Here is a 20,070-nt window from a genome sequence, read left to right on the forward strand (position 1 = left end):
AATCTATAAAAGATAATAAAAAACTATATGGAAAGACCGCATTTTGTATAAAAATATACCTTAAGTTGATGGATGTGTGGCGGGACCCCTATTGTGAAACAGAGCTACATCTAATATTAAACCCAATACATTTATGCATAGTATTTCCAAATTACATTTGATAATATAGATAAACGGACGTTAAATACATAATATATTAATAGTTAGGGAGGTATTAGAAATGAAAAGAACACCTGAATTTATACTGGGTTTAATTGGTGGTATTTTTGGGGTTATAGGTTCTCTTATTATATTGATGTTAGCTATTACTGTTTTGGATGGTGATATTGATTATAAAGCTTTAACTTATTACTCTATTTTATTAATTATTCAAATAGGGCTGTTAGTTTTAGCATGTTCAGTAAATAAGATTAACAATATAGTCTACGGACTTTGTATGATATTACTTCCATTAGTAACATTGGTTATGTCATTATTCCTTTTATTTATTCCAGTAATTCTTCAAATTATTTCTGGTGGATTTGCGTTTCGACCTTTAAAGCAAGAATCTAAATAAAATATTTAGCAATTCCAAAATCATGGTAAATAAGGGCTAATATAAATAATATTTTTGAAGGGTGGTATTGTAATTTGAAACGCACTTTAGAATTTGTAATCGGCTTAATCGGAGGAATCTTAGGACTCTTACTTTCTTTATTTATTGTAATTGGTTGTATTTCTTACACAAGTTCTAATACTAGTTCTGGAGGTATTGGAGAATATATTATCATTACTTCTAGCATCGCCTTAATTATTCAAATAGGCCTATTAGTATTAGCTTGTTGTGTTAATAAAATAAATAATAAAACTTATGGTATTTGCATGATTGTATTAAGTATAATTTCATTGTTTTTAGGTTTATTTATTTTATTCATTCCAGTGGTTTTACAAATCATTTCAGGTGCATTTGCATTTAGATCTTTAAAACAGGAGACTAATTAAAACAATAACTGACTAATAAATCTAACTAAACTGGACAAGAGAGGTATTTGTGATTTATTCAAGTTCTCTTAATCTACGATACAGGGCGCCCTGACTCACACCTGTAATTTGGCATATTTCTTCATTGTAAATCCTCTTTTTCCTTTTAAAGCAACAGCTACCGATAACGAGAATTATGTAAATCAGCTGTCCATATGGGCAGCTGATTATACTTTTTTTCTAAGCGTGGTTTTTTTCGAAATTCTGGCGGTACCCCATGACCATCAACCTAAAATTTTATAGTACCCCCAGAATGAAATTTTTATCTCTCTACAGTTATTTATGTGAATTCAGCTCGATTTTGTGTTTTGTGGGATAATTAGTTTTTTAACTTGATGCCGATAGGGAAAACGCTTTTCGTGTCAGCGTCAAATACTCCCCACCTACTATTTTTATTGTATATTTTAGAGTTACTTGATGTTTACTCTATTCGAGAAAAAAAAGCATATGGAGAATTAATTATGGGAAAAAGGTCGATATGGAAGAGACTTGAAAAATTACATAAAAAATATTAGGTCAAAGAAAAAAGGTCTTGCGTGTGGTTTGTTTCCACACACTTAAATCTGTTGATTATATTTAAATGCTCCTGTAAAATTATACTAGTTTCCATTAATGCAAACGCTTTCGTTAAAAAGGGATGTTAGTTTATAATCTACAATTAATCTTTATTTTATGGGAGACAGGTGTAGTAGGGTGAAGGTATTTAATTACTATCATACTTTAGCTGTATAACGGCTAATATTTGTAAAAGGGGAAGTAGGGGACTTATAAATGATTGAAGTAAAGAATGTTACGAAAAGTTATAAGATTTTAGAGCGAGAGCCAGGTTTAATGGGTGCAATAAAAGCTTTAATAAAACGGAAATATTATGATAAGCAGGCAGTGCAACCGATTGCTTTTTCTGTTAAAAAAGGAGAAATGGTTGGATATATCGGATTTAACGGTGCTGGAAAGTCAACCACTATTAAGATGCTGTGTGGAATTTTAACCCCAGATACAGGTGAAATTAAGGTAAATGGAATTATTCCATACAAAAATAGGCAGGAAAATGCTAAAAATATTGGAGCTGTTTTTGGACAACGGACACAACTTGCTTGGGATATACCGGTGCGGGAGTCTTTCGAGCTATTAAAACATGTTTATGAGATTCCAGAAACAAAATATCAGGAAATGTTGCATTTATTTGAAGATGTACTGGATCTCGGAACTTTATTGCCATTACCTGTTCGTCAGCTATCACTCGGACAAAAAATGCGTTGTGAGTTGGCTGCTGCTTTTCTTCATCAACCTTCTGTTGTATTCCTAGATGAACCTACAATTGGTTTAGATATTGATGTAAAGGAAAAGATACGTAGTTTTATTAAGGAAATGAATAAGAAATTGGACGCAACAGTTGTATTAACTACTCATGATATGCAGGACATAGAAGAGCTTTGCCAGCGAATTATTATTATTGATAAAGGATCTATTATTTATGATGGGGACTTACAAGATCTAAAAGATCGTTTTTCTTATAACCGCATCCTATCTTTAGAATTAGAAGAGCACACAATGTTTGAGATTCCTGTATCATTACAAAATTACATAGTGGTACAGAAGAATGAAGCAGAAAATGAATCTCGCGTAGAGTTAAGTTTTCACACAAAGACAGTTTCATCGGAATTTGTGCTTTCCGAACTTGCAAGGCACAATAAAATATCAGATTTGACGATTTCAAACCCTAAATTAGAGACAATTATTAAAGATCTTTATCAGCATGGAGGTGAGGAATCCCTTGAGAAAATATTGGGAAATGCTTAAAGTGCAGATAAAGCTAGATACCTCATATGCAGCGTGGTATTGGACGGGTACATTTGCAATTATCGTTAAATTATGTACGTTGTATTATTTTTGGACTGCTGTATACGAGAATAAAGAGACTGTTGGAGCACTTTCACTATCTAATATGCTAACTTATATGGTTATAGCTTTGTTATTGGAACAATACGTATCTGGAGTAGGAACCAATTTAGCGAGAATGATTAAACAAGGTGATATAGCATTGGAACTTATGAAGCCATATCATTTGTTAGATAAACTTGTAGCGATGGATATAGGGCAAAAAATTTCTAATTCTATGCGTACAACGTTCCCTATGCTACTGTTTGCCGTCTGGTTTGTAGGAATTCAACTACCACAATCAATAGAGTCTTTTCTATTATTTATGGTAAGTGTAGTTTTAGGGATTTTAATTGGAACTCAACTAGATCTTGTTATTGGTATATTAGCTTTTTGGACCGTTAATATATGGGGACTTCGACTTCTACGAGAGTCTGTTCTTCAATTTTGTTCCGGAGCACTTGTACCATTAACGCTTTATCCACAATGGTTTCAAAAAATTAGTATGTTTTTGCCTTTTCAGTCTATGGTCTATATACCTGTTTCTATTTATACAGGTTCTATTTCAGGTACCCAGGCTTATACTGCAATTGTGACACAATTCATATGGTTAATCTTTATTACAGTACTTGTTAGATTTTTATGGACTTTAGCAATCCGAAAAATCACAATATTTGGGGGGTGAATGAGTTGTTGCAAACTCTAAAACGATACTCATTCTTATACATTGTCTATTTTAAACAACACTTAAAAGTTATGATGGAATATAAAGTAGACTTTTTAATAGGAATTTCTTCAGTCTTCATTCAACAATTTGCCGCTATCTTTTTTTTAAAAGTTGTATTCGATCATATTGAGACTTTGAAAGGGTGGAATTTTTATCAAATTCTCTTAATCTACGGTATTGCGTTTGCAGGGAGGGCAATCCATCACATTTTCTTTGATAATTTATGGACGATTGGATGGCAATACATTCGGACAGGAAATTTAGATCGTTTGCTAATCCGTCCTATTAACCCGCTGTTCCAAATTATAGCGGAGCGTGTTCAACAAGATGGAATAGGGCAACTAATAATAGGGGGAATGGTTCTTTATTATTCCATTAGTAATCTAGATATTGCAATTTCATTGGGAAATGTACTAATACTCATCATAATGATTATTTCAAGTGGTCTTATCTTTGTTGCATTAAATTTATTTTTTATAACATTTTCTTTTTGGATGACAGATAGTCTCCCTGTTGTATCAGCAGTATTCAATTTAAGTGATTTTTCACGGTATCCGATTACAATTTATAATAAAGTTATCGCATTTATCTTAACGTTTATTATTCCTTACAGTTTCACATCCTTTTATCCAGCTGCCTTTTTCTTCGATAAGGGGTATAAATGGGTATCTTTGTGTACACCACTTGTTGCTATTATACTATGTTTCATTTCTTATCGTTTCTGGAAATATGGATTAAGTGCATTCACTAGTACAGGAAGTTAATCCTAGGGATTGTGTGTAAGAAAGTCGGTTGGAAAAACAATTCGTTATATTTCTAATTAACATCGAGAGTTAATTCAGAAGGAGGTAAGCAATTGGAACTGAAAAGAGCTAGTTGTATTATTTACGTATCAAACTGTAAATCGGTATATGATTTGAGATAAATGTTTTTTTGGGCTAGTAGTGATAAATTTTCACATAAGGAGTCTAGTTATGGAGAAACATATATTAGAAGATTATTGTTGAAATCAGCCTAGAGCAAGTATATGTTATAAAAATTAAAAGGAGCAGTACCACATGCCCAACAACTTAAGAAATAAATTGTTCCCCAAAACGAAAGGCAATAAGCTGAATTTCCATAAGTAACTGTAGAAAAATAAAAATATCGTTTTGGGGGTGTCTCAAAATATTAGCTTGATGGCGATGGGGTACCGTCAGCATTTCGAAAAAAATATGTTAAACAAAAACAATAAGCTGCCCATATGGGCAGCTTATTTACATAATTGTCGTTATCGATAGTAAATTAAATAAATTATGATAGATCCCATCACAATATTACCGTCTATAGTTGGGGGACCATATAAAACACTATCAGATAGATCATCTGTTTTATGGGGTTAGCAGCTTATCGTTATTTATATTTCTCTGACTGTATCCTTTATTTATTAAAGTCTTTTAATATAGTCCTTTCTTTAGGAAGGAGGAATCAAGCTAGCCACAACTCCTGCATGGTCAGAAGGCCATAGTGCCGTTGGTGTGCGATCCTCTTGCTCTTCTCCTACAACGTCCACTTTTTCAACTTTGAAATTGCCTCGAAAGAGAATTAAGTCTATTCTAACAAATAGTTGCGAGATCAAATTTAATACATTAGCATCTTGGCAACATGTTAATCCATTGCCTTTTCCTGCGATAGTCCATGTATCTTTAAATCCTGCATTTATCAAAAGATTGTAAGATGGTCCACTGCCGTTAGAATTTGAGTTGAAATCCCCTATGAATACTAAGGGAAGATCAGTCGCTCCCGGGCCAGTTAAAAGTTCACGAGCTTGAGCCAGTTGTATTGGAAGTGTTTGGGGAATTCCAGGTGTAATGGGTTGTAAATGAGTATTTACGAGTCTAAATTTCTTTCCGGATATTTCGACATCAACAGATATAAAACCAAATAGGAGTTTTTCAACATTACCGCCAACTGGAACGGGAAGAAAAGCTTCAAAAATCTTTGTTTGTATATTTGAGAACTTAAGTCCTGAATTTTTTCGCACCAAAATCGCATCTCGATCTACAAATCGAACGTTGAAGCCGGTGCTACTAGGTAACGTAGCATCCGTAGTGTTTACTATTGCTAAAACTTCATAATGCAATCCCCTTTTTTCTAACTCCTTGAGAAGGATCGAAACAAAATCATACTCTACTGCTACTTCAGAATTTTGAGGTAACAAAAGTTGCCATATTGCTGCTTCTTGAAGACCTATTATATCTGGGATTTTTCTTGCAATTTGATCAGCAATAGCCCCTGCTCGTACCGGAAAATTTGTTGCTTGAAACAGTGTAAAGACCTCAGTAACACGTTGTGGGAGTTGCTCTGGAGTGGTTCCTACTAAAGGTGTTAAGATAGTTCCAAAATAGATGTTCCATGTCATGATCGTTAGTGGTCCTTGGGGTTCTGGAATTGGAGGGACAGCAGGTGGAAAAGCAGGAAAAAGTCTACGACAGCATCTTTGTTTTGAAAAATATGAGTTCAAAACAATTCATCTCCTTATTTTCGAAATTTAATATAATTATCTATATTCGAATCTAATACTTTGGCTTGTATACTTGTTTACACTCATCTTATAAAATTCATGATGTCTATCTTATACTTGATTGGTTATCGCATTTTGCTGGTACTTCAGGTTGAGGTTTGGCTCGTTTTCCTTGCGAAGCTTTTAGCCCTATATAGAGAGAGTAAGAAGGTTATAGGCTGGGTGAATAGAGGGGCTATCCTCTTTCTTTAGACCTAAAACATAAAAGGGAACTTTTGAATAGAAGTTTACTTTCAATATCATTGCAAGTACAACAATGTATCGTAATGAAAAACCCTTTAAACATCCAAGTTTTATTTTTATAAGTATTAAAATAATATATAATAATAAAAATATATTTTTTTAAAAATTGAGGTAACCATTATGCGAAGTTTAAAAATATTATAAGGACTAGTATTTACATTCATAAGTATATGTATATATTTTTTTTTAGTAGAACCTAAAGATAAAATAAAACTAACTCCTGATATGATTTCAAAGGTAAAATATTTAGAAACAAATTCGGTTGCTAAAGGTACTATTAAAGATTATGGTCAAGATGCAAAAAATGTATTTCAAAAACTAATTAGTTCAAAAACAGTTGTATCAAAAACAACTTTTTGGAAAAAAAAGCTTTCCGAAAACTCTTCTAATCTTTCTCAACGTATTATTGAATTTTCATTAGATAATAAAGAAAAGATTACATTTGAAATATTGACTTTCAATGTAGAAGGACATAAAAACGAATCATATATTCGACATATAGGAGATACTACTATTTATCACTTAAATGCAGAGCATACTGAAGATATACTGATGCAGTTTACTAATCGTTAATATTTCCTTTGTACTAAGATCATACTTTTAAACACATCTATTAATATCATCTTGAAAAGCACTTCTGAAACTATCAAAAGTGCTTTTAGTTTTTCATGATTTGAAAGTAAACTTTTAGATATTAGTTTACTTTTGTTTTCAATTCCCAAGTCAATATTAAATTAACTATTTGTGGTAAAATATGTATAGAATATTCGAAAAATAATAATAGAAAGGAAACTTAAATGAAACTCAAAACTTTAACAACTTGGAGTTTTAAAGACAAATTAATCTTTTTTCTTTGCTTTATTCTTCCTCTAATAGGATTTATTTATATCCTTATTAACAGAAAAAAATGGGATAAAAAAGAAACAAGTTTATATTTGTTATTTGCTTTAACAAATCTTTCTCTAACTATAACAGTAACATTTATTACTCGTGATTTTTGGATAGTCACACTACATTATATAATTAGCATAATATTGATCACTTATTTTATTTTCACTAAAAAAACAAGTAATATTAACCCTATTTAAACTAAAAAAGAGTCCTAAATTAATAGGACTCTTTTCATTTTATAGAAAGTAAACTTTTGAATACTAGTCTACTTTCTATCATTTTCCAAGAATTTTATGTAAAAATGATAACATTTCTTATTTCAAACCGAAATTACGTGATAATTCTTCATCATGAGAAGCAACAGCCTCTGCAGTTTTATTAAGCTGCATATTAATTTCTTGTAATAGCTGTGCGAAGTTTTGTACTTTTGGCTTTAATTCATTGAACTGTTGGTCAAAACCTTCAAATGCACGGCCTTCCCATTCTCCTCTTAATTCATTTTGTAAGTTTTGTAGTTGACGTAAAATGTCCTCAATTTGATTTGCACCTTGTCCATATCGAGTCGCTTTCGATTTAAGCTCTTCTGGTGACATACGAATTTGTCCTGCCATTTTTATCTCCCCTTTAGTACATAATGAGTAAAATACGAATTTGGTTAATTTTACTAAATATATTATAATCCATTGTTAAAAACTTTCAAATATTTTATTTTTCTATAATAAAAAACAAGAGTAATCGCAAAGACTACTCTTGTTTCTTTTCCTTCTCTTCTTTTTCAATTTCAGATACTGATTTTTCAGGGTCTTTTATTAGTTTTCCAAGTTCTCCAGAACGCGAGAATTTATCTTCAAAGTTTTCTGTAGTACTTATACTAGCATTAAACCACAATTCCTTATCGTCATTTATATATCCTTTTATATAAGGAATACCCATTGGATTTACTTTATGTTCTGTAAATGTGGTAGATTTTACATCCTGAATATTATAACGAATATACTTTTCTACTCGTACTTCTTGTACTTTCCAAAACTTTTCCTCTTCTTCTTTTTGTTTTAAGTATTCCATAGTAAAATATCCTCCTGCTATGAGCACTACAACAGATACAACCAAAATCATTACTTTCTTCATTAGAAATTCCCCTTATAAAAAAATTACCATTGCATTCTTCTTAAAATGGGATAGAGAAGAGTAGTTGCAAGAACTACTCTTGATTTTTTTCTTTCGCTTCTTTTTCAATTTCAGATACCGATTTTGCTGGTTTTTTTATCATTTTATCTAATTTTCCGGAACAACCAAATTTATCCTCGAAATTATCTGTAGTACTTATACTTGCATCAAACCATAATTCCTTATCATTATTTATATATCCTTCTACAGAAGGAACGCCCATAGGACTTACATCTTTTTTTGTAAACGTAATAGATTTTACATCTTGAATATTGTACTGAATATACTTTTCTACTCGTGCCTCTTGTGCCTTCCAAAACTTTTCTTCTTTTTCTTTTTGTTTTAAGTATTCCATAGTAAAATACCCTCCTGCTATGAGCACTATAACAGATACAACCCAAATGATTATTTTCTTCATTGAAAATCTCCTTATAAAAAACCTACCAATGGATTCTTCTTAAAATGAGACAGAGAAGAAAAGAGTAGTACAAAGACTACTCTTGTTGTTTTTCTTTCTCCTCCTTTTCAATTTCAGATACTGATTTTTTAGGGTTTTTTATTAGTTTTCCAAGTTCTCCAGAACGTGTGAAATCATCTTCGAAATTTTCTGTAGTACTAATATAAGCTATAAAATACAATTCTTCATTATTGTTTATATAACCTTTTAATCTGGGAACACCCATTGGACTTACACTGTGTTCTTTAAATGTAATCGATTTTACATCTTGAATATTGTAATGAATATACTTTTCTACTCTTGCCTCTTGTGCCTTCCAAAACTTTTCTTCTTTTTCTTTTTGTTTTAAGTATTCCATTGTAAAATATCCTCCTGCTATGAGCACTATAACAGATACAACCAAAATCATTACTTTCTTCATTGGAAATCTCCTTATAAAAAGCCTACCAATGTATTCTTCTTAAAATGGGATAGAGAAGAGTAGTGCAAAGACTACTTTTATTTCTTTTCCTTCTCTTCTTTTTCAATTTCAGATACGGATTTTTCAGGTTTTTTAACATAATTATCATATAGTTCTCCAGAACATGAAAACTTATCTTCAAAATCTTTTGTTGTGCTAATACTAGCTGAGAAATCTAATTTCTTATTACCATTTATATATCCGTCTACAGAAGGAACCCCCATTGGATCAACTTCATTATTTGTGAATGTAATAGATTTCACATCCTTAATATTATAACGAATATACTTTTCCACTCTTGCTTCTTGTCGTTTCCAAAATTGTTCTTCTTTTTCTTTTTGTTTTAAGTATTCCATTGTAAAATATCCTCCTGCTATAATACAAATAATGGATGCAAAAATTACCAATTTCTTGTTCATAAGAAATCCCCTTACATTTGAATATAGTTAAAATATACCATGAAATGAGTTGAGACATGTGAATGAATTTGAAAAGAACCCAATTGCAACAGATGAAGATTATTTCGAGCTTTCAAGTAAAGTTTATAAAGATGAATTTTTAGAAAAAGGTAAGAAAATAGAGGGGGCTAATGGTCAAGCCTGGAGAATCATAGAATTCATAGATGCAGACAAGGAGAAAGTAAAAAATGGATTACAAGCTATTGCAGTGGTACCAGCAAAGGATTATAAAAAAAATAAAACTCACTATGAAACTATAATATTTGCATTTCGTGGAACAGAGCCTAAGCAATCAGCAGATTTCGAAACAGATATCGATCAGATTACGTTTGGAATTAAAACACATTCTAAAGTAATTACTCCAAGTAATAGTCAAACAATAAAACCGGATTCTGCAACATCTTTTAATACAGGATTGGAATGGGTAGATAAAGTAAATAAAACATATCAGCCAACTTATGTGCACGCTACAGGACATAGTAAAGGAGGCGCAGAAGCTGATTATGTTGCTTCGGAACGGAATTTTTATGCAACTACATGGGCAGCACCAAATCCCTATGGTTTACTAAGTCCTGAAGCAAAAAAACGAGTAGATAAAGGGGAAATGGAAAATAAGGCTACGGATTATACACATGAGAATGACCCAATTGGTAACCACACTCAATTCGGTGCACCTCTAATTGGTAAGCAATACACAGTGAGACAGAACGATACAAAACAAGGACTTTTTACACGTTTAACTATGGACGGACACGGCAGAGATACATTTAAGGGATCCTTTCATTCAAATGGAAGCCCCATATTAAAATTAGAACCTGAAGATATTATAAAACAAGCAAAAAAAATTCAAACACTCAGCAATCGATTATCAGATATCGCAAAAAATATAGAAGAATTTCAAAGAAACGAAGCTGAAGCAGTTCAAAAGTTAAAAAATCAATTAAAACATGAAACAGGGCCAGGTGGAAGATATCATTTATTAGAAGAACACGAAGTAGATGAAGCCATCTCACAAATTGCTAAAATTAGAAAAGGTGGAAATGACTATTTCCATGACGCAAACCTAGCAGAAGAATTAATCCATCTTTTAAAAAAAGAACAAAAGAGTTTAAGCCGATTCGGAGATGATATTAGTGATGCAGCAAATTCACTAAGAGATAAAGACAACCAATTAGCATCAAATTTTCAAATTAAATAAGGGGATAATTATATGATCGATTTTATGGGAGAAATTAAAAAGATAGAAAAACAAATCGAAAATGCTGCAGGAGATTTAGCAAATCAGGTTGTTGATGAATTACAAGCTGCTAAAAAACAAATTGAAAAAGAAATGCAGCGTATGATGTTAAAAACAGAGGTAGAGTTTAAATCAATAGATATTATAAAAGAAGATACATATGCTCTTCAAAAAAACATAGGGATATTTCACGATTTACAAACAAATACAAGAGATATAGCATCAGAGCTAGAGAAAAGTTTCGAAAGTAAAACTGGTAGTAAAATAAATGAAACATTAAAAAAATATGAAAAACAAATTAACAACAAAATTTTTAATGAGCATGTTCACTTGGCAAACAGTTGCGGAAAAAAATAAGGGAAATAGAAAAAAAAGTCCTCTTAATATAGGACTCTTTTTTTGTTATTCCTGAAAGTAAACTTTTAAATATTTGTTTACATTCATCCCCCCCTAAATTATTGACTTCTCACTAATTCCCCTAATAACCTCAATTTATATAACAAAATTATACATTCAAAATCAAGTAAATAAGCGAATTATTAGCTTAATCTAACAATTCTTACAGATACATTTGGAATACTTGCAAACTGCGAATTATAAATGTTCCCTCCTAAAGAATCAGCAGCAATTTCCAAAGTATTAACTGGATTAGGTGCTATAACAAGAAATCCTGAACTTAAGGATTGAAATGTTCCAGAAGCTACTTGCGGACTAACAACAATAGCTCCAGTAATAGTAGAACCATTAAGAAGGGCTCTAGTAGATACAAAATTACCTGTTGGAGCTTGCGATACAGTATTATATTCAACTAAATAAGTACCAGCATCTAAATTTATAACACTAGAGCCAGGTGTATGTGATATTCCTGGTGTCAATATTAAATTAGTATCTAATGGTATTCCTGTACCTTGAGGGATAAGAGCTGTAGTAGTAAAATTTACTATAAAGGCATTGGTATTAGTGGCAAATGGTCCTGTTGATCCCGTTGGTCCTGTTGGTCCTGTTGGCCCTGTTGATCCCGTTGGTCCTGTTGGAAAAGTAAAAGGTGGAATAGGTGGTAATGTAGGACCAATCAAATTTGGATCTAATGCAGAAGCACTCAAATATTCATCTGGTATAAGACCTTTCCATCTTTCTTCATTTAACATAATTCACCTCCAAATTTCATAGCTCCAATCCCTTTTCATACGATATGAAAATCATCTCTATTTTATAACTTTTATCCCTTGCATATAGTATGTATGTCGATTAACATAACACCACTTATCGGTATTCAATGTATCTAGAAAAAGCCCCTTCAGTTTACTTGTTGAAGGGGCTTTTTCTAGATACATAATTATCGTTCTCAGAAGTTAAACAGAAAATAATATATATGGTCTCGTAAAAGTCTTTTATGCCATTATAATTTAAGTGTTTGAGCTTTAACTTTTGTGCATTTCCAGTATGTTCTCAATCCGTTATTTCTTAAAATACCATTTGGAGGCACTTGTTTTAGTATTAGTAGAAGTGTAAGCATATCTACTGATGATCCCATTGAATTCAACAATATTAAACATTTTAAATTTGTTGTCAATGCACCGAAAATACTAAATAGAAGTGGTGTTAGGATCGAAATGATAAAAAAAGGAGCAATTGTAATAAATACAAATCTTAGTTTTGAAATCTCTTCTTCTGTTGCAACAAATCCTCCAAAGAGAGTGAGTCCAATCCATGTTTTTTCTGATTTTATGAAATTAGGTATAAAGATTAAATGAATTAACTCATGAAGGATTACAAGAAAAACAATGAGAAGTAGGGATATTAAATCGATAGTTATGAATACTCCCTCTTCTGTTAATCCAAACTCATGTAAAGATATATCGGAAAAAATATTGATTATCCCTATTGAAATGAGTGTATTAATAATCATAAAAGGAACGGACAGCAAAAGAGTGTTGATAAAATTTTTAGGTTCTTTCATTGGAGTCCAGCCATCTTGTATTAGTTTTATGTCTAAAGTCTTATCCCCCTTTGGTATACTATTTTTTATTTTCGCCATATTTTCCACTCCTTTTACTTAAAATAAGCAGTAACTACCTTTGATTGTTCTAAGAAAGGATGTACATGTTTTAGAGCTAAATATGCCAAAATGCTTACTACAAATGTTTGTACCAAGAAAATGTACAGTAAACTGTGAATGGGATATTTGGTCTTTGAAAAGTATGCGTTTAACAAGAGGTTAAGAACAAATATAATGGCAAAGAATACGATTTTTTAAGCAAGTACAAACATGACAACTTCTAATTACTTAATTTTACCACTTTCAAGAGATGACTTGTTATGAGTATTTTTCTGTATATCATATTCATATGAAGTTAACATAACGTATCATTGTCGGTAGCAAACAAAAAACTCACTCCTTGTTATATAGAAGTGAGCCTTTTTGTTTTGTAATTGCAAGCTGTTGAATACTTCGTATATTTTCCATCAACATTTTATCTCTCTCATTTTCTCGGTTTTCTTGTCGGGTAAGTTGATGTTCCATACGTTCTAGAATTTCTCTATCACTTTTTCGTTCTTTCTCCATCTCTTCAATTTTTTCTAATAGGTGTCTATTAAGTTTGTCTTGTTCTTTTATATAATCTATTAAACTTTGTATAGAAATATATAGTATTTTTTCTCCTCTCACTCTTCTTTACATTTTAATCATATACAATGAAAATCTCTTTTTTCTTACCTCTTCCTTACAAATTCCTTACGTTCAAAATCACTTTTATAATTGATTATTTTTATATTTTAATAACATTTCATTTTGATTAATCTTTTTCAAATTGGATTCTTTTTAGTGCTCATTTAATAAAGATTTCCAAAGCATGTATAATCAAACTTTATTTCAACCCAACAATAACATGTTTTGTTTATAGTCCTTACTCCATTTCATTTGGCTTGCAACACGTTTACGTTTTCCTTACCCTATTCACTCTAACTTGTAACATGTTTGCGGTATCCATGCTCAAATCATAATAAACATAATATATCCAGCAGCTTAAGTCCTTTAATATAATATTAAAAAGTGGATATGCTTAATCGCATATCCACTATCCACAAGGTATATACTTCACCTTAAACATAATTTCTTCCTATCTATATACTTACTTTCGTTTCTCCAACATCCTGTTTTTTAATTAATTCTAAGTAAAAATGTGAGACAGTTGTGTTGTAATAAGGAGAAATGAAAATAAATGATAGGTTAAATGTAAACATTCCTATAAATGCGGCTAATAAAAACCAACCAATAAATGTTAACCAAAGAACAAATAACTTTAGCTTTTGTCCTTTCATTATTCTTTTACTTTCTCTCAATGCTTCACTTGCTGAATAATCAGGATTCTCTACTAATATGTAATACGACATGGAATAAGAAAAATATTTAATAATACCTGGAACAATTAATAAGAGACTCCATAAAAAAAGAAAAATAGCTTGCAACAGCCCCAATTTCATTGATTTAAACACATTCTTCTTTTTAAATCCCGAAAATACATCGTCTACCTTAGCATCTTCTTTTTTCCCTAAGTGTAAAGTAAAAACAGAATATCCATAATTGAAGATACCTTGTATGAGACTATAAATTAGGAAACAAACCCCACCTAAACCAATATAACTTAGAATAAGTACAGCAAGTGCTGTTGGATCTACTTGTGGTTCCCCACCAATTGAATAAATAAATAACACATCCGGGCCAATTATCCCGATAAACAGTGCAAATATTAAATACATGAAAGTGGCGATTGCTGATGCGCTTAAGGTTGGTACAAAATAGAATAAAGCTGATACTCCTATACCTACTCCCCACTTCCCATCTAACGAATTAAGTGCTGCTTTCTTAAAATTTCTTGTCATACTTGTATTCCCTCCTTTTTTCTTATTTTGCTTTACTAAAAAAATAAAAGAACCTGTAGCAGGCCCCGCTACAAGTTCTTTTAGCAAAATACTTTAGCTCATCGAAAAATTATTTATTCTACACAATCGGGGGTAATGCCTAAAATATAGTTTGTTAACATCATTATATAACATAATTATGAAATTTTGTTAAAAATTCTATATATTTAGACAAATAATTCTCCACTTTTTTACTTTCATGTAATTTTATCTATTGAAAATAAGAATAAGCCTCTGCACTATTTCAATCAAAAGAATATTTAATAAACATGAAAAGACCACCTATAAAATTTAACAGGTGATCTTTTTTGTGATTTTGCACTTGTGCACTACTTTTAAAATATATCACAAATTCATCTAGTCTCCTAAACATTTGAATCTATAGGTTTGTCAAACTCCCTCATGGAGATCACAATGATTTGAATCCTTATACAACTGAAACATATTCCACGGTACTGCATCTGAAACCTCAAATTTACTTAGTAGTTCTGGACAAAGACCTTTAGTTGCTCCATCTTGAACAGGAAAGGCAAAATTTTTATAAAGTACGGCTGTTGCAGCAGATTAGTTATCTACTTTAGTTGAGAAGTAGCTTACGCCATCAAAAAATCCATTATATCTTATAAACTGCAATAATAGTTGTGGGATAATATATTCTGGTTTGAATGTGTCAGTCGTATTTTTTACACGTACAGAACATGCTGCCATTAAAGGCCAAATAATTAGATAAGAAATTACTTCATTTGGTTCGTTTAACCTATCCGCAAATAAGCGTTCTTTCATAATTGTACCGAAATCATCAAATTTCTTAATTATCTTCTCTATAAAAACAACAGGTGGTGTAGATAAATCTATATAACTTATATCATCTGATTTAAATACTGAAGTCTGAACCATGTTTAGATCAGGTTTATTAAGTTCTTCCCAGCAGGTTAAAGGTGAGCTTCCTAAATAGATACATGGTACCCCAGGAATACTGTATCTATTTGTGCTAACTATTCCCCGAAATTCTAACGGAATATGAAACATTTCTTCACTTGTAAATACATGATTGGTACCGACTCGCATTTTATAGAGAAATTCATTGTCAAAGTTTTGAAGTGTTTTTATATCATTGAAATGATTTGGTATAGACACGTTATTTATTAAAACTCTATGAAATTCTTTAAAAGCCTTTGACGGGAAACCTTTATAATATTCTTTTAAAGAATTAATAATCCCATTACACAAATCCTTTACAAGCTTTAAATCCTTACTCCTAATGACTGTTTCTAATGTTGCACTGCAAATGTTCTCTAACCCAGAGATATAAGTATTAAAGCAATCTTTAAGATACTCTATCAAGTCGTCATTCTCCCTTGTTAGAGGTAAATTTCCAACCTGATTATACAAGGTAGCACTTCTAAAACCCAGTTTCTTAAACTAATAATTTTTTTTGCGTCTTCCGAGAAATCAGCTAGTGAGAATTCACTGGCTTCCTTTTCATTAAAAGGATAAAGTTTAAATTTCTTAGGTTCGTTTATTTTTTGTAATTCTTCATATAAATTAAATGCAATATTGACTTCCTGTTTACTAACATTGGTATCTTCTTTTATTTCAATTAGTTTTACTGCTTTATTTATTAACTCTGTTCTTAATTTTAAAATAGTAATTACATCACTTTTCAAACGAAAATAATTAATTAGGATTTTACACTTTCTCAATATCACAGTATCAAATTTCTTATATAATTAAATTATTCTCTTTATTTATTTTATGTATCTGTTCCCTTTGAACCCTACTATTATAGGGTTCCTTTTTTATAATCATTTATTTGTTAATTAATTTATCAATTTCCTGACTTAAATAGAGGACTTTCGTATGACTAAAGCCATGTTTATTTACCAGTTCTACTAATTCTAATTTTTTATTTTCTATTAGATCATTTAACTTTGCCACTAACATAAACTTTTTTCTTTCACACTCCCCCTGAGCAAAATAAAAAGAGCTGCTCCCAGCTCTTATATACTAAAATCTTTATTATTGCAGTGTAAAATTTTCCATATTCTATTATAAATGAATATATACAACGCTAACGACAATAATTTTAGTGTATTAATAAATAAAAAGCAGCAATATTTAATTACTGCTACAGCTTCTTTTTAAATTCATTATTTATAAAAAAGTATTCTTCCGGTTCATCAGCCTCACCATACCAAACTTCCAGCCTTATAATATGTGCTGCTACTTCCATAAATAATGTGATAGGTCCCACGTTATGTTCTGGATCTCTGTAGTTCTTTAGATTGGCTATAGATGACCATTCATTATCTTTTAAATTGGTATAATAATCATTCTCTTCTTCCTAGCTTCCTGTATTTATTAATTCCACCAATCCTTTATATTCATCCTTTATAATTACTTTACCTCGAAAGGCTGTATACATTTCAAAAGACAATTTTTTCACCCTCTTAAATTCATTATGAATTTAATTAACATATATACTTAACTACACAATAGAAGGTTTTAGAAAACGTATTACGTTTCCCTTTTCATTAAATTCACTCTCATTGTTACAATTCTTTGAGGTAAGATCCACTATATAACTCTCTGAAATTTTAAAAGTTCTTTCCTCATTAAACATTGTCAAAGGAACTGATATTCCAACATTATTATCTAAATGACTTAGTACCATTACAGGGATAGTTTCTCCTTTTAACAAATCAACATATGAGGTCTTAACTTTATAATAATGCCCTTCTAAAAAATGCATTTTTCCGTTTATTAAATCCACTGCAACTCCATTATTACAATAAGCTAAGCTTTGATTTAAAAAATGAATATCGTCCGATACTTTAATAAATTTCATCGTTTTATTATCAAATATATAGTAACCTTCTCTTACTACAAAAAGATTATGTGGATTGATAAACTCTAGCAGATAATGTGTGATTTCAAAGCTAGTATCTCCCTCAATCATTTCTCTGTATTCTACATAAAGTTTCTCTAACTTTTTAAATGTACTTAGTTTGATCCCCTGATTTGGTCTTGATGCAAGTGTTAAGTCATCTAATACCCATTTAGCCACATATGTTGACGTTGGAATCATTTACAATTTACCCCCTTCAAAATTCTATATATGAACATATAAACTATTTAAATTTAATAAATTGGGCTCTACTTAAAGTATAGACAGAATCTATTTAATAACTAAGATGATTCTCTAACTTTTTCATATTTACTTCTTTTGAACTACCCCCACTTTCACTTCGTTTAGAAGAGGGGGATTCCTAAGTAAAGAGTTCTATCGAACTCTAATTTATTAGGCTATCTCCACAGTCCTTGCGGTTAGAAGCCTTATCGCTTCATTCTTTAGATTGATACTTGCGTTAATATCTCTATCATGGTGTGTACGACAAGAAGGGCAGTCCCATTTACGTAAGTTTGAATTTTTAACGTCTTTATTTTGATATCCACAACAAGAACATAATTGGCTGGAAGCAAATGTTTTCGATACGACAATGACTTGTTTGCCATACCATTTTGCTTTGTATTCTAACATTAATCGAAATTGCGACCAAGATACTTCACTAATTGCTTTTGCTAACTTATAATTCTTTAACATATTCGATACTTGCAAATCCTCAATACCGATAACATCGTGGTTTTTGATGATTTCAGTTGAGTTTTTGTCTAAGTAATCTTTTCTAGCATTTAAAATGTATTCATGGATTCTAGCTATTTTTACCTGCTGTTTATTCCAGCGAGAAGAGCCTTTCATTCTTCTAGAAAGAACACGCTGTGCTTTCAGCAACTTTATCTTTTTTCCTACAATGGCAATGTATTCTTTTGTTTGTTTTGTGGTGTAAGATTGTACGTTGTTTTTCTTAGATTTGAAACGCGGGGCACTAGTTTGTTTTTTGAAAAAACGTGTATAAGCATCCGTAAGATTGCGAACAGACGACTGAATCGCAATACTATCCACTTCTTTTAGCCAAACAAACTCTTTCTTCATGGCAGGTAGTTTGGCAGAGCATGTACCATAAGTCAAACCTTTTCCTGTCTCTTTGTATGCGTGACTCCATAAAGATAGGAAATGATTGAATACAAAGCGAGTACAACCAATCGTTTTGTTGATTAGAATTGCTTGTGCTTTATTTGGATAGATACGAAACTTATAGGCTTTATTAATCATCATTTAATTCACCTCCATTTCGGTATATGACTACCATACACCAAACGTACATTCGATAAGCAGTGGAATAACACTTTATGTATGTCGAGACAATTGAACTATTTGAAAAGAAAACCATACACACTAAATCATATAAGGGTATATGTAGCGATTGTGATTATGTTTTACGTAATTACGTGTGAAATTCTAAATGATATTTCCTTCCAGGGACAGTATTCCCTTGATTATCTTTTGTATAAAAATATATTAAACATATGGTACGTGAAATTTTATAAAGAACACTTTAGGAGTTTATAAACACATGGTAAATGTTGTTTTAATTATACGGAATTCAAATTTATTAAGATCCATGGATGAAATATTAACTAATACTAAATCCGTAGAAAAAGTGCATGAATTACTGAATAAGGCAAAAACAAAAAATACAATGCCACACGGTCTGTTATGGCATTGGACGGATTTTAAGTGGAATATGCCAGAAGAACTAGGAGAAAACATAAACGATACAAAAATAGCGAACCTATTTTACTATTATTTTATTGGCTAAATTGCATTGGTGCTGAAAACTATTATTTAGCGAGAATTGAAGAAAGATATGTTATAGATGGGCAAGATCCCTTAGATACATGGGGTAACTTACGTGTACCATCATTAGATTTATACTTAAATGTTTCAATCTCCTTTGGTTTTGAAAAGGAGGTTATAATATGAAAATACCGACATTATTATAGTACTGCAAGTATAGATAAAATGCTTCCCTCAATAATAACTAAAAGTATTTGGGATTACTTCAAAACACAATTACTAAAAAAACAATTCTTTAATAAGTTATAAAAACATCTTTGATTTAAAATTGGAAGATAATTATTTAGTA

General features: G+C 31.1%; 23 protein-coding genes and 2 pseudogenes. 9 read left to right on the top strand and 16 right to left on the bottom strand.

All coding sequences use genetic code 11. The features are described from left to right. Positions 1–220 precede the first annotated feature (220 nt). From JDS95_RS26925 to JDS95_RS26945, 5 genes are all read left to right on the top strand, one after another. Positions 221–556 (top strand): hypothetical protein, encoded by a 336-nt coding sequence (locus JDS95_RS26925; RefSeq protein WP_000831721.1) that lies wholly within the window; start codon positions 221–223, stop codon positions 554–556. A gap of 74 nt (positions 557–630) precedes the next feature. Beyond that, positions 631–981 (top strand): DUF4064 domain-containing protein, encoded by a 351-nt coding sequence (locus JDS95_RS26930; protein ID WP_000831561.1) that lies wholly within the window; start codon positions 631–633, stop codon positions 979–981. A gap of 810 nt (positions 982–1,791) precedes the next feature. Further along, positions 1,792–2,820 (top strand): ABC transporter ATP-binding protein, encoded by a 1,029-nt coding sequence (locus JDS95_RS26935; protein ID WP_000573643.1) that lies wholly within the window; start codon positions 1,792–1,794, stop codon positions 2,818–2,820. Continuing rightward, complete coding sequence (locus JDS95_RS26940) at positions 2,795–3,583, top strand: ABC transporter permease (protein ID WP_001234175.1); 789 nt, start codon at positions 2,795–2,797, stop codon at positions 3,581–3,583. Before JDS95_RS26935 ends, JDS95_RS26940 begins: the two co-directional genes overlap by 26 nt. A gap of 5 nt (positions 3,584–3,588) precedes the next feature. Further along, the gene (locus JDS95_RS26945; RefSeq protein ID WP_000942196.1) at positions 3,589–4,389 is read left to right on the top strand and encodes an ABC transporter permease; all 801 of its coding nucleotides are present in this window, start codon (positions 3,589–3,591) and stop codon (positions 4,387–4,389) included. 689 nt (positions 4,390–5,078) lie between these two features. On the opposite strand, the gene JDS95_RS26950 is transcribed toward JDS95_RS26945, so the two are convergent. Then, a complete protein-coding gene (locus JDS95_RS26950; RefSeq protein WP_001089788.1) occupies positions 5,079–6,128 on the bottom strand; it encodes an endonuclease/exonuclease/phosphatase family protein in 1,050 nt (349 codons plus the stop codon). Positions 6,129–6,656: 528 nt separating this feature from the next. On the opposite strand from JDS95_RS26950, the gene JDS95_RS26955 reads away from it, so the two are divergent. After that, positions 6,657–7,004 (top strand): hypothetical protein, encoded by a 348-nt coding sequence (locus tag JDS95_RS26955; protein ID WP_002049918.1) that lies wholly within the window; start codon positions 6,657–6,659, stop codon positions 7,002–7,004. A gap of 632 nt (positions 7,005–7,636) precedes the next feature. Here the strand turns inward: JDS95_RS26955 and JDS95_RS26960 are convergent. From JDS95_RS26960 to JDS95_RS26980, 5 genes are all read right to left on the bottom strand, one after another. Continuing rightward, a complete protein-coding gene (locus JDS95_RS26960) occupies positions 7,637–7,933 on the bottom strand; it encodes a WXG100 family type VII secretion target (protein WP_000918596.1) in 297 nt (98 codons plus the stop codon). Positions 7,934–8,066: 133 nt separating this feature from the next. After that, the gene (locus JDS95_RS26965; protein ID WP_000757436.1) at positions 8,067–8,450 is read right to left on the bottom strand and encodes a DUF1433 domain-containing protein; all 384 of its coding nucleotides are present in this window, start codon (positions 8,448–8,450) and stop codon (positions 8,067–8,069) included. A gap of 73 nt (positions 8,451–8,523) precedes the next feature. Continuing rightward, positions 8,524–8,907 carry a DUF1433 domain-containing protein gene (locus JDS95_RS26970; protein ID WP_000720271.1) on the bottom strand — a complete coding sequence of 128 codons (384 nt, stop codon included), beginning with the start codon at positions 8,905–8,907 and terminating at the stop codon, positions 8,524–8,526. 76 nt (positions 8,908–8,983) lie between these two features. After that, entirely contained in the window at positions 8,984–9,367 is a 384-nt protein-coding gene (locus JDS95_RS26975; RefSeq protein WP_000757434.1) for a DUF1433 domain-containing protein, read from the bottom strand. A gap of 77 nt (positions 9,368–9,444) precedes the next feature. Further along, positions 9,445–9,825 carry a DUF1433 domain-containing protein gene (locus JDS95_RS26980; protein WP_001035739.1) on the bottom strand — a complete coding sequence of 127 codons (381 nt, stop codon included), beginning with the start codon at positions 9,823–9,825 and terminating at the stop codon, positions 9,445–9,447. 58 nt (positions 9,826–9,883) lie between these two features. On the opposite strand from JDS95_RS26980, the gene JDS95_RS26985 reads away from it, so the two are divergent. Then, complete coding sequence (locus JDS95_RS26985; RefSeq protein WP_001001651.1) at positions 9,884–11,062, top strand: hypothetical protein; 1,179 nt, start codon at positions 9,884–9,886, stop codon at positions 11,060–11,062. A 12-nt stretch (positions 11,063–11,074) separates the two neighbouring features. After that, on the top strand, positions 11,075–11,458 hold the full coding sequence (locus JDS95_RS26990) for a hypothetical protein (protein ID WP_000564897.1): 384 nt from the start codon (positions 11,075–11,077) through the stop codon (positions 11,456–11,458). Between the two features lie 182 nt (positions 11,459–11,640). On the opposite strand, the gene JDS95_RS26995 is transcribed toward JDS95_RS26990, so the two are convergent. From JDS95_RS26995 to JDS95_RS27030, 10 genes and pseudogenes are all read right to left on the bottom strand, one after another. Next, on the bottom strand, positions 11,641–12,249 hold the full coding sequence (locus JDS95_RS26995; protein WP_199690885.1) for an exosporium leader peptide-containing protein: 609 nt from the start codon (positions 12,247–12,249) through the stop codon (positions 11,641–11,643). A 251-nt stretch (positions 12,250–12,500) separates the two neighbouring features. Beyond that, a complete protein-coding gene (locus JDS95_RS27000) occupies positions 12,501–13,139 on the bottom strand; it encodes a DUF3267 domain-containing protein (RefSeq protein WP_001062690.1) in 639 nt (212 codons plus the stop codon). Between the two features lie 354 nt (positions 13,140–13,493). Beyond that, positions 13,494–13,769 carry a hypothetical protein gene (locus JDS95_RS27005; RefSeq protein ID WP_001213862.1) on the bottom strand — a complete coding sequence of 92 codons (276 nt, stop codon included), beginning with the start codon at positions 13,767–13,769 and terminating at the stop codon, positions 13,494–13,496. 455 nt (positions 13,770–14,224) lie between these two features. Continuing rightward, positions 14,225–14,983 (bottom strand): DUF975 family protein, encoded by a 759-nt coding sequence (locus JDS95_RS27010; protein WP_033660318.1) that lies wholly within the window; start codon positions 14,981–14,983, stop codon positions 14,225–14,227. A gap of 603 nt (positions 14,984–15,586) precedes the next feature. Then, positions 15,587–16,366, bottom strand: coding sequence for a hypothetical protein (locus JDS95_RS31315; protein WP_242474190.1), 780 nt, complete (start codon positions 16,364–16,366; stop codon positions 15,587–15,589). Positions 16,367–16,383: 17 nt separating this feature from the next. Next, a complete protein-coding gene (locus JDS95_RS31320; protein WP_255255417.1) occupies positions 16,384–16,731 on the bottom strand; it encodes a hypothetical protein in 348 nt (115 codons plus the stop codon). 100 nt (positions 16,732–16,831) lie between these two features. Then, positions 16,832–16,966: an aspartyl-phosphate phosphatase Spo0E family protein gene (locus tag JDS95_RS31620; protein ID WP_000959241.1), complete on the bottom strand. Its 135-nt coding sequence runs from the start codon at positions 16,964–16,966 to the stop codon at positions 16,832–16,834. A gap of 184 nt (positions 16,967–17,150) precedes the next feature. Then, positions 17,151–17,447, bottom strand: a pseudogene (locus JDS95_RS31325) (hypothetical protein). Positions 17,448–17,510: 63 nt separating this feature from the next. Further along, positions 17,511–18,110, bottom strand: a complete 600-nt coding sequence (locus JDS95_RS27025; RefSeq protein WP_000613333.1) for a hypothetical protein — start codon at positions 18,108–18,110, stop codon at positions 17,511–17,513. A gap of 213 nt (positions 18,111–18,323) precedes the next feature. Continuing rightward, positions 18,324–19,199 (bottom strand): RNA-guided endonuclease TnpB family protein, encoded by an 876-nt coding sequence (locus tag JDS95_RS27030; RefSeq protein ID WP_085451173.1) that lies wholly within the window; start codon positions 19,197–19,199, stop codon positions 18,324–18,326. A 298-nt stretch (positions 19,200–19,497) separates the two neighbouring features. Here JDS95_RS27030 and JDS95_RS27035 point away from each other — a divergent pair. Continuing rightward, a pseudogene (locus tag JDS95_RS27035) lies at positions 19,498–19,907 on the top strand (hypothetical protein). The last annotated feature ends 163 nt before the right edge of the window (positions 19,908–20,070 follow it).

This window comes from Bacillus cereus group sp. N24, assembly GCF_016483345.1.
GTDB lineage: Bacteria > Bacillota > Bacilli > Bacillales > Bacillaceae_G > Bacillus_A > Bacillus_A toyonensis.

Coding starts and splice junctions, on each gene's coding strand:
- JDS95_RS27030 (WP_085451173.1), bottom strand. CDS start 19,199: ATGATGATTAATAAAGCCTATAAGTTTCGTATCTATCCAAATAAAGCA.
- JDS95_RS26960 (WP_000918596.1), bottom strand. CDS start 7,933: ATGGCAGGACAAATTCGTATGTCACCAGAAGAGCTTAAATCGAAAGCG.
- JDS95_RS26975 (WP_000757434.1), bottom strand. CDS start 9,367: ATGAAGAAAGTAATGATTTTGGTTGTATCTGTTATAGTGCTCATAGCA.
- JDS95_RS26995 (WP_199690885.1), bottom strand. CDS start 12,249: ATGTTAAATGAAGAAAGATGGAAAGGTCTTATACCAGATGAATATTTG.
- JDS95_RS26925 (WP_000831721.1), top strand. CDS start 221: ATGAAAAGAACACCTGAATTTATACTGGGTTTAATTGGTGGTATTTTT.
- JDS95_RS31620 (WP_000959241.1), bottom strand. CDS start 16,966: ATGTTAGTGGCAAAGTTAAATGATCTAATAGAAAATAAAAAATTAGAA.
- JDS95_RS27000 (WP_001062690.1), bottom strand. CDS start 13,139: ATGGCGAAAATAAAAAATAGTATACCAAAGGGGGATAAGACTTTAGAC.
- JDS95_RS26965 (WP_000757436.1), bottom strand. CDS start 8,450: ATGAAGAAAGTAATGATTTTGGTTGTATCTGTTGTAGTGCTCATAGCA.
- JDS95_RS27010 (WP_033660318.1), bottom strand. CDS start 14,983: ATGACAAGAAATTTTAAGAAAGCAGCACTTAATTCGTTAGATGGGAAG.
- JDS95_RS26935 (WP_000573643.1), top strand. CDS start 1,792: ATGATTGAAGTAAAGAATGTTACGAAAAGTTATAAGATTTTAGAGCGA.
- JDS95_RS26955 (WP_002049918.1), top strand. CDS start 6,657: ATGATTTCAAAGGTAAAATATTTAGAAACAAATTCGGTTGCTAAAGGT.
- JDS95_RS26970 (WP_000720271.1), bottom strand. CDS start 8,907: ATGAAGAAAATAATCATTTGGGTTGTATCTGTTATAGTGCTCATAGCA.
- JDS95_RS26990 (WP_000564897.1), top strand. CDS start 11,075: ATGATCGATTTTATGGGAGAAATTAAAAAGATAGAAAAACAAATCGAA.
- JDS95_RS27025 (WP_000613333.1), bottom strand. CDS start 18,110: ATGATTCCAACGTCAACATATGTGGCTAAATGGGTATTAGATGACTTA.
- JDS95_RS26980 (WP_001035739.1), bottom strand. CDS start 9,825: ATGAACAAGAAATTGGTAATTTTTGCATCCATTATTTGTATTATAGCA.